Raw genomic sequence first — 9,829 nt, forward strand, 5'->3', positions numbered from 1 at the left:
AGTATAAGTTTTATCTTTTTTTGCTTTGGGCGAAAAGAATGCGAGTTGTATTTCTATTTCTTCAAAAGGAAGTTCAATATTCTCCTTCTTAAATTTGTCGGAAATTATCCTACCAAAATATTGAAAAGGCTCTTTCAATCCTCCTCCATAAGTTCCGAAACTGCTTTTTGAAAAATATATCCACATAATTTTTGTTTTTTTGTCTTCTGCACCGCCTCCAAAAATACTATTTATCCGTCAAACAAGCAGTACATCCCATATAAAACTATGAAATATTGCCAATTTTGCAAAGTTAAGAGTTAGAGCCTGCCAACGTCCCGAACCCGTGACGGGCCTCCATGACATTGGTTGCACAATTGGAAGAATAATACATTCGGGCAAAGCGTTCGGGTTTCAGGTATAGCCGGACGGCAGCTATGTCGCAGGGACGTTCGCTAAAGAATGTGTTTGAGGCGAGAAAGGCAAAGAGGGGGACGGTGTATAAGGTGAGGGAGAGGGAGGAGTTCGATCACGAAGTCTGCTCCTTTATCTCTAATCTTGTCTATTATTACCTTTTGAAATGCGGAAGACAAGTTAATATTGAATTCCGCCTGCAAAAAATATTAAAAAAATGAACGATAAGAAGAAATACCTAAGGCGGTGCTTCGGCATCGCTGTGCACGAATATAAGGATTTTTATTACAACAACAAGTAATGAACAATATTTCTTAAATGAAAAAGCCGTGTGATAAAGCAGGGATATTTATCCTTGCTTTATTTTTATAAGTAGGTTTTCAGAATTAGTTTTATATATATTGAGTACATTAATTGAAGATGAATCCCCTAACGGGGATTAAGACCTGTATCATAATGTATGCTTTTCTATTGACATGAATGCCCGAAGGGCATTAGATGTGCACACCATATTACAGTCACTTGCCCGTAGGGCATTCATATCAATAGAAAATAAATTATACAACCACAAATCCCCGTAGGGGATTCATTGATAATGAGTAGATGATAACAAATAGTATAAATTAATTCTGAACACTTACTTAGCAGATTTTTGTTTATATTTGTACGTACATTTTGTATGTTTCATAGAAAAATAATCCAATGGAATTGAACAGAATAAAAGAAGTCCTTGATAAAAAAGGAATTAAGCAAACATGGTTGGCAGAAAAGCTTGGAAAAAGCTTTAGTTTAATAAATGCTTATGCTTGTAATAGACAGCAGCCGAGTTTGGAGGTTCTGCACCAGATTGTGGAAACATTGCAGGTTAGCATCAGGGAACGTATTGTTGAGAATAAAAAATAATAGATTATGTCAAAGAAGCCCATAGTAGCATTAATATATGATTTTGACGGAACTTTGTCTCCCGGGAATATGCAAGAGTTTGGATTTATTCAAGCCATAGGAAAGGATTCCAAAGCTTTTTGGGGAAAGAATAAAAAACTATCAGAAGACAATGATGCGAGTGGAATCTTGTGTTATATGTATCTAATGTTACAAGCTGCTCAAGCCGAAAGCATTTCACTGTTAAGGGATTCTTTCCGTAATTTCGGAAAGGATGTTGAGCTATTTAAAGGTGTCAAGGAATGGTTTACCTTGATTAATAGCTATGGTAAGAGTGTTGGGGTAAACATAGAACATTACATCAACTCATCTGGACTCACAGAAATGATAGAAGGAACTCCAATCTTTAAGGAATTCAAAAAGATATATGCCTGCTCGTATCTATATGATGTTGATGGAAAGGCTGTTTGGCCAGCAGTAGCCGTAGACTATACAGCTAAAACGCAGTTTCTTTTTAAAATAAACAAAGGAATAGAGAAGGTTAGTGACAACCACAAAATAAATCAGCATATCCCAGAGAAAGATAGACGTGTACCTTTTTCGAATATGATATACTTTGGAGATGGAGAAACCGATATCCCTTGTATGAAGTTAATAAAAGACCAAGGTGGCCATTCTATTGCGGTGTATAAGCCCGGTTCTTCAAAGAAAAAGCAAACTGCGGAGAATCTAATCAGAGAAAATAGAGTAAACTTTGTTTGTTCGGCAGATTACTCCGAGAATAAGGAAATGTACAAGGTCGTCAAAACTATTATTGATAAGATTAAAGCAGATATAGACTTTAATACATTGCAAGAAAACCATAAATCAAAATGTAGCACAGATAAGGAATAAACTATATGCCCATAAAAACATCACTTACATACAGTCAGATTGGAAACAAACTGGAGATATTCAAAACTCCAGTCAATAAAGAAGATATACCATTTATGCTTCTATCCTGTTTTGGAGCAACCACAACGATTATTGATCGATATAAAAAGGGAAATGGAACAGTTGCTACCTTTGATGGGTTGCTGATAAAAAAGACACTAGCATATTGCAACGTTGATACCGAGAGGATGATGGATACGCTGGAGGATATGAAGGCAGATGAGAAAGTAAAAAAAAACGCCCCTCCTATTCTGGCTGTAAGCGATGGCCTTTCTATACTTGCATACGATCCAGCCGTAGATGAAACTTATGAAAATAAACTTAGTCTGCTTTATACCGACTACAGTTTCTTTTCTCCTATCTGGGGGATTGGTAAATACCGTGCGTTCGAAGAAAATGATGCCGATGTAAAAGCAGCCTATAAGATGGCTAAACTGCACGATGAGATTCGTCGTGAAAATGAATATGCTAACGAAGCCGACTTGCATGACCTGAATATCTTTATGAGCCGGCTACTATTTTGCTTCTTTGCCGAAGACACAGGAATATTCGAAAAAGATTTGTTTACCAACGCCATTAATCAGTTTACAAAAGCAGATGGAAGCGACCTTTCAGAATATCTCTCCACCATCTTTAACTTGATGGAACAGCCTGGGCGCGATGCTTCGCTTAATAAAGCATACGCGCAATTTCCTTATGTAAACGGGGGACTGTTTGGTAAAAGAATACAGATACCTCGTTTGGGATTGAAAGCACGAAAACTCATACTCGAATGTGGTAGCCTGAATTGGAAAGATATTAATCCGGATATTTTTGGGTCGATGATTCAAGCGGTGGTAACACCTGAATTGAGAAGTGGTTTAGGAATGCACTATACTAGTGTGCCCAATATCATGAAACTGATCGGTCCACTCTTCTTAGACGAACTTTATGAAGAGTTCTACAAGATGAAAAATATCTTTGATGAGAAGAAACGCAAACTTGATATCGGTGCTTGTAACCAGAAGGACTTTGAAAAAGAGTGCAAGAGTATTGTAACTGATTGTCGTAAACTACTTCTTCGGATGAGTAAGATGAAGTTCTTTGACCCCGCTTGCGGCAGTGGAAACTTCCTTATCATTACCTATAAAAGTCTGCGGCGATTAGAGAACGATATTCTCCAACTGATACTCTCTATTGATAAACAAGGATCATTCAACAATGTGTTTAGCATGATTCATATCAGTCAGTTCTATGGTATCGAACTTGATGACTTTGCTTGCGAAACAGCCATTCTCTCCCTTTGGTTGGCTGAACACCAAATGAATTGTAAGTTTACAGAAGAATTTGGAGTGGTGGTAAATGCGCTGCCGCTGAAAGCAAATTCAAATATTCATCATGGAAATGCATGCAGGGTGGATTGGAATGAGGTTTGTCCACATACAGCAGAAGAAGAGGTGTTTGTGATGGGGAATCCGCCTTTTGCTGGAAAAAAGGAGCAAAATGACAAGAATAAACAGGACCTTAAAATTGTCTTCAATGAGAGGAAAGGGGTCGGAATCATAGATTATGTATCTGCTTGGTTCATGAAATCACTTTCTTTTATGAAAAAAAGAAGGGCCTTTGCAGCTCTTGTTTCCACAAATTCAATTTGCCAAGGGGAGCATGTTAGCATTCTATGGAAAATATTAATAGAAGAAGGTATTGTTGTAAATTTCGCTTACAAACCTTTCAAATGGAATAACAAAGCAAAACATAATGCAAATGTTCATTGTGTCATAATAGGTTTTTCCAAGATAGACAAAAAAAATAGAAGTATTATTACATATAATGAAGTCACAGGAGGCTTTTACAAAAAAACAGTCAATAACATCAATCCTTACCTACTTGATGCTAGCAATATTATTGTAGAAAAAAGAAGAAATAGACTTTCAACCATACCTGAAATTAACTACGGGAGTATGCCTATAGACAATGGGAACTTAATACTGGATTTCTTTGAAAAACAGGCAGTGGAAGAAGAAAATCTTGATAATCTTCAATATATAAAACCTTATATTGGAGGAGAAGAATTTATCAAAGGAAAAGAGAGGTGGTGCATTTGGATTAATGATGATGAAATTAAGAATATCACATCTCCCTTTATAAAAGATAAAATAGAAAAAAACAGAAACTATCGATTAAGCAGTGATAGAAAAGAAACTGTAGCAGCCGCAGAGACACCTTATAAATTTGGAGAAATTAGACAGCCAAGCTCTGATTATGTAATAATACCCAAAGTTTCGTCAGAAAAAAGAGAATATATTCCAATGGGTATTTTATCAAAAGAAATTATAGCTAGTGGGAGTTCATTTGTTATAGATGATTGTCCTGTTTTTGTATTTGGTTTCTTAAATTCTAAAATGCATATCCAATGGGTTCGGACAATTGGTGGGAAAATGAAGTCAGACATTCAATACTCAAGTTCACTTTGTTACAACACCTTCCCCTTCCCCTCCATCTCCGATGAGAAAAAAAATCAAATCGAGGCCGCTGCCAACCATGTCTTAGATATCCGCGACTATCATATCGGCAAAACACTGGCTGAACTGTACGACCCCGACAAAATGCCGAAAGATCTTCGTCAAGCACATCATGAGTTGGATTTAATTGTGGATAGTTGCTATCAAGAAAAGCCTTTTGAGAATGATGAAGAGCGATTGGAATGTTTGTTTAGGTTGTATGAGGAGATGAGTAAGAAAAAGTAATGTTAACGAAAAGATTTTCATAAATATGAATAACGACCAATTACTTATCTATCAATCGCAAGACGGAAATATAAAAATAGATGTTTTATTTGAGGGAGAAACCGTTTGGCTATCTCAAGAACAAATGGGAATTCTCTACAATAGAGAACGGTCCGTAATAACCAAGCATATTCAGAATGTATTTAAAGAGGGGGAACTGGATGAAAAAAGCAATGTGCATTTTTTGCACATTGCTAATTCAGATAAGCCTGTAAAGTACTACAACCTTGACGTTATCATCTCAGTAGGCTACAGGGTTAAGTCCCAACAAGGTACACAGTTCCGTATTTGGGCCACACAACGCTTACGTGACTATATCATCAAAGGGTTTGCTTTAAACGATGAACGCTTCAAAACGGGTTCATCGATGAATTATTTCAAAGAACTGTTGGAACGCATTCGGGAGATTCGCATTTCCGAACGTATGTTTTATCAGCAAATCAAAGAGATTTATAAAACCAGTATTGACTATGACCCTTCGGACGAACAATCAACTGCATTCTTCAAAGAAGTACAAAATAAACTTCTTTGGGCAGTAAGTGGAAAAACCGCTGCCGAACTAATTTACTATCGGGCAAATGCTTCACTTCCTATGATGGGACTTACTTCTACCGAGAAAGCTGACAAGGTATTAAAATCGGATATTAAAGTAGGAAAGAACTACTTGAAAGAGGAAGAATTGAATGTACTAAAACTTATTGTTGAACAATTCTTAGCTTATGCCGAAGCACAGGCCTTGGCTCACAAACCTATGTATATGAAGGATTGGATTGAAAAGCTAAAGCTGGTCTTAATGATGAACGAAAAAAGTATACTGGAAGATGCTGGGCGTATCTCTCATCAATTGGCTTTAAGCAAAGCAAATCAAGAATATGAACAGTATAAAGAGAAGCAGCGAGCTATAGAACACTTGAATAGTATTCGAGAATTAGCCAACGATATTGAAAAACTACAGAAAGGGAAAAAGAACAATGGATAACATCGTCGAAATTAAATATGATCAAACAGGCCTCTCAAGCCAAACCAATCCACTTGGCATGCGCGATATGCAAGCCAAGGTGTATAAGGCTAAAGATAAACGTTTTCTTTTAGTGAAGGCACCTCCTGCATCGGGCAAATCGCGTGCATTGATGTTTGTGGCATTGGATAAATTGGTAAACCAAGGACTGAAACGAGTGGTAGTGGCAGTGCCGGAAAAGAGTATTGGCCGTTCATTTAAAAACACAAACCTGAAAAAATTTGGTTTTTTCGCTGATTGGACAGTTGCACCAGCTTATAATCTATGCGATACCGAGAATGAAAAAGATAAGGTTGAACGCTTTCGTGAGTTTTTTTCCTCTTCTTGCTCGGCGAAGATATTGGTTTGTACTCACGCTACATTGCGTTTCGGATTGGAAAAGCTAACAGATGAGGCACTCTCCGACACCTTGTTTGGCATTGATGAATTTCATCATACATCGGCCGATGTAAACAGTGGACTAGGAGAGGGTATTCGTCGTATAATGAATAATACCAATGCCCACATACTTGCCATGACCGGTTCTTATTTTCGCGGTGATGGCGTGCCGGTATTGCGTTCGGAAGATGAAGTGTTATTTCATCCTGTAACTTACAACTACTATCAACAGCTCAATGGCTATCAGTATCTCAAAACACTGGGACTGGGCTATCATTTCTATCAAGGGCACTATCTTACGGCTTTGGGAAAGGTTTTGGATACAACAAAGAAAACCATTATACATATTCCTTCTGTCAATGCGCGCGCTTCCGGAGCTATGGATAAATATCATCAGGTAAAACAAATTATCGATTTGTGTGGAAATGAAATAGACCATGATTACATTAAAGGTCTTGTTATCGTGGAAACATCGGATGGACGGAAGTTAAAAATTGCCGATTTGGTAGAAGACAAGCCGGAAAAGAGAATCATCGTTCAATCTTACTTACAAAATATGAAGCACAAGGATGATGTAGATATTATCATTGCCCTTGGCACAGCCAAAGAAGGTTTTGACTGGGAATGGTGTGAACAATGTCTTACCATCGGAGTGCGCGGATCGCTAACCGAAGTTGTACAAATCATTGGTCGCTGCACTCGCGACTGCAAAGGGAAAGAGCATGCGCAGTTTACCAATCTGATTGCTGCACCCGATGCTGCGCAGGATGATGTAGCCAATGCCGTAAATGATATGCTGAAAGCTATTACAGCTTCGCTTTTGATGGAACAGGTAATGGCTCCCTCATGGAACTTTAAAACACGATTAGATAGAGATGAAGAAGATGGGAAAAAGGAGCGTTCTATCATTGTAGAAGGACTTAAGCCTCTTTCGTCTGCTCGCTCTACACAAATCGTGACAGAACAGTTGGATGATTTGAAAGCAACGGTACTTCAAAATCCAATGATTGTTAAAGCACTGGGAGGAGACACTCCTCCTGAAGTGATCAATAAAGTAATTATCCCTAAAATCATTCAGGAAACTTATCCAGATATCTCGGAAGATGAAAACGAAGAGATTCGCCAGAGACTTTTATTGGAAATGGTGGTCAGAGGCAAAGAGGAACAAACCGGTTCGGATGGAAACCGATTTGTGAAACTAACAAATACATTTATCAATATAGATCAGTTAAGCATAAACATGATTGAACGAATCAATCCTTTTCAGCGAGCTTATGAAATTATGTCTAAAGAGGTAACTGCACCGGTATTGAAAGTGATACAGGATACCATTTCCGAAAAGAAAATGCCGATGACTATCGAAGAAGCGGTTATCCTTTACAAAGGTCCCTATCAAATGTATAAACAATCGCATACGAATCCTCCCTCACTCAATGATCCGGATCCAAAAGTGCAACGATTGGCACAAGCTATTAATGTGATAAAGAACTACAAGATACGCAAAGAGATGGGGTTAGATTACGAACCCTCAATTAAAAAGAAAGGAGGTAACTGATGGAATGGCCACAGGAATTACTGGATATTTTTAATGAACCCGAATTTGTGCATATTCATCCAACAACTCCCAAAGCAACAACTGACGACCGGATTAAAGAGGCTTTCTTGGCAATTAATGATTGGTATAGAGATAATAAACGAGAACCTTCTATAGAAGCAGGAAGGCCTGAAAGGACGTATGCTATGCAACTGAAAGGCATTCGGGAAGTCGATTGGAAACGTGAATCTGTTCGCAAATGGGATGAGTTTAATCTTTTAGACGGAGAAATATAATGGACGACAAAGAATTGGATGACATATTAAAGGATCCGATATTTGATATATCTGATACAGAAAGAGAACTATTCACTTTACCGGAAGCTCTTCGTTTGAAAAAAGAAAGAGATAAAACAGACTATGTTGCACAACGGAAAGTTTGTGATGATTTTGATAAGTATGCTCCTCTATTTAAACGGGTACATCAAGACTTAAAGGAAGGTAAACGTTCTTTGGGCAGATATAATGAAAAAGCCTTGCGCGAAGGAGGATTTTATATTGTTAGTGGAGTGATGGTCTATTTAGATGAAATCATTGATCTACATAAAGACGAGCGAAACTACAAACATAAGGATGGTCGTACCCGTGTTATTTATGAAAACGGGATGGAGTCGGATATCAAGCTTCGCACGTTAGGAAAAAACATCTATACAGATGGATTTATCATTACGGAAAGTAAGGAGGAAGACCATCTTGCTTTAGAATCGTTTAAAGTAAACACAGAGGATGTGCATGACGGTTGGATTTATATCCTACGTTCATTGTCTGAACATCCGGAGATAGCAGGTCAAAAAGATCTCTATAAAATTGGCTTTTCGACCACTCCTGTCAAAGAAAGGATAAAAAATGCAGAATATGAACCTACATACCTGATGGATAAAGTAGAGATCGTAGCCGACTGGAAAACGTATAATATGCAAACACAGATCTTTGAAGACCTTATTCATCGGTTCTTTTCAGCGGTTAAATTTCATCTTAAAGTTTTCGATTTAGCAGAGAAAGAGCATAAACCAAGAGAATGGTTTATTGTACCTCTTCCTATTATCAAATCTGCTATTCAGCATATCATAGATGGATCGATCACAAAATATCGCTACAATCATCAACTGCAAATGCTGGAAGAAATAGAAGAAAAGGAAGATCGTATCGTTTCAGAGAAGATAAACACAGATGGATGGAATATCCTCTCACTAATTATCAAGGATAAGTATTTCAAAGAGATACTTTCAGGAGAAAAGAAAATCGAATACCGCGAATTAAAACAAAGCAAAATCGCGTCCTATACATGGGTTGAGAAAGAAACAGGTATCCGTTACCTAAAAAAATATGATGCTATCCGGTTCTATGTTGGATATCATAAGGACAGGGAATCGGCCTTAGTGGAAGTCATTGACACCACTTATGCGGCAGAGATTCAAACGGTGGAATATCATTTAGGAAAAGTACTGGAGGTTAATCTGAAAAATATATAAAGTATGTAGACTCAATTAATTCATTTTGAGAAGTAATAACTTTCTCTTGATTAAAATCATCTGCAAACATTTTCTAATATATTCTATTTTTAGCCGTTTTGTTCATCATCAGTCATCTTATCATGTGCGTTCGGCATTTATTGTTTAATGCTTTTTTCTACTTTGTCTAAAACTTCATTGAGTGTTTCTCTGTCTAATTTATCAACTTCTGCAATATCATTCAATCCTTGCTTTATCAAGTCGAAAACGATCCGTCGCTTTTCAATTTCGGTCTTTGTTGGGAAGTCTGCATAATCTTTATAAACTGCAAGTCCAAACCCTTGCCAATTATAGACTTTCATGGCGTGGGATAACGCATTTTCAAAAGTGTCAGATACATTAATTAGTATATGTGT

At 37.4% G+C, this 9,829-nt stretch carries 9 protein-coding genes; 7 read left to right on the forward strand and 2 right to left on the reverse strand.

The genetic code is table 11. The annotated features are described in order from the left end of the window. A partial coding sequence (locus tag D0T60_RS18060) for a hypothetical protein (protein ID WP_163219801.1) occupies nucleotides 1-186 on the reverse strand: 186 nt, incomplete at its 3' end. 909 nt (nucleotides 187-1,095) lie between these two features. Between D0T60_RS18060 and D0T60_RS18065 the strand changes: the two genes are divergently transcribed. Genes D0T60_RS18065 through D0T60_RS18095 form a run of 7 tightly spaced genes read left to right on the forward strand, consistent with a single transcriptional unit; the run spans nucleotide 1,096 to nucleotide 9,434 of the window. Then, nucleotides 1,096-1,296, forward strand: coding sequence for a helix-turn-helix domain-containing protein (locus D0T60_RS18065; protein ID WP_163219803.1), 201 nt, complete (start codon nucleotides 1,096-1,098; stop codon nucleotides 1,294-1,296). A gap of 6 nt (nucleotides 1,297-1,302) precedes the next feature. Beyond that, a complete protein-coding gene (locus D0T60_RS18070; protein WP_163219805.1) occupies nucleotides 1,303-2,169 on the forward strand; it encodes an HAD family hydrolase in 867 nt (288 codons plus the stop codon). A 5-nt stretch (nucleotides 2,170-2,174) separates the two neighbouring features. Further along, on the forward strand, nucleotides 2,175-4,934 hold the full coding sequence (locus D0T60_RS18075) for a DNA methyltransferase (RefSeq protein WP_163219807.1): 2,760 nt from the start codon (nucleotides 2,175-2,177) through the stop codon (nucleotides 4,932-4,934). A 25-nt stretch (nucleotides 4,935-4,959) separates the two neighbouring features. Further along, the gene (gene rhuM, locus D0T60_RS18080) at nucleotides 4,960-5,952 is read left to right on the forward strand and encodes a RhuM family protein (protein ID WP_163219809.1); all 993 of its coding nucleotides are present in this window, start codon (nucleotides 4,960-4,962) and stop codon (nucleotides 5,950-5,952) included. Beyond that, entirely contained in the window at nucleotides 5,945-7,924 is a 1,980-nt protein-coding gene (locus tag D0T60_RS18085; protein WP_163219811.1) for a DEAD/DEAH box helicase, read from the forward strand. The genes rhuM and D0T60_RS18085 overlap by 8 nt, the downstream gene beginning before the upstream one ends. After that, nucleotides 7,924-8,199, forward strand: coding sequence for a hypothetical protein (locus D0T60_RS18090; RefSeq protein ID WP_163219813.1), 276 nt, complete (start codon nucleotides 7,924-7,926; stop codon nucleotides 8,197-8,199). The genes D0T60_RS18085 and D0T60_RS18090 overlap by 1 nt, the downstream gene beginning before the upstream one ends. Continuing rightward, nucleotides 8,199-9,434, forward strand: a complete 1,236-nt coding sequence (locus D0T60_RS18095) for a GIY-YIG nuclease family protein (protein ID WP_163219815.1) — start codon at nucleotides 8,199-8,201, stop codon at nucleotides 9,432-9,434. The genes D0T60_RS18090 and D0T60_RS18095 overlap by 1 nt, the downstream gene beginning before the upstream one ends. A 137-nt stretch (nucleotides 9,435-9,571) precedes the next feature. Here D0T60_RS18095 and D0T60_RS18100 read toward each other — a convergent pair. Beyond that, nucleotides 9,572-9,829, reverse strand: a 258-nt coding sequence (locus D0T60_RS18100; RefSeq protein ID WP_203558373.1) for a hypothetical protein, incomplete at its 5' end; no start/stop codon positions are given.

Origin of the sequence: Bacteroides sp. 224, assembly GCF_010500995.1 — a bacterium.
Taxonomy (GTDB): domain Bacteria; phylum Bacteroidota; class Bacteroidia; order Bacteroidales; family Bacteroidaceae; genus Bacteroides.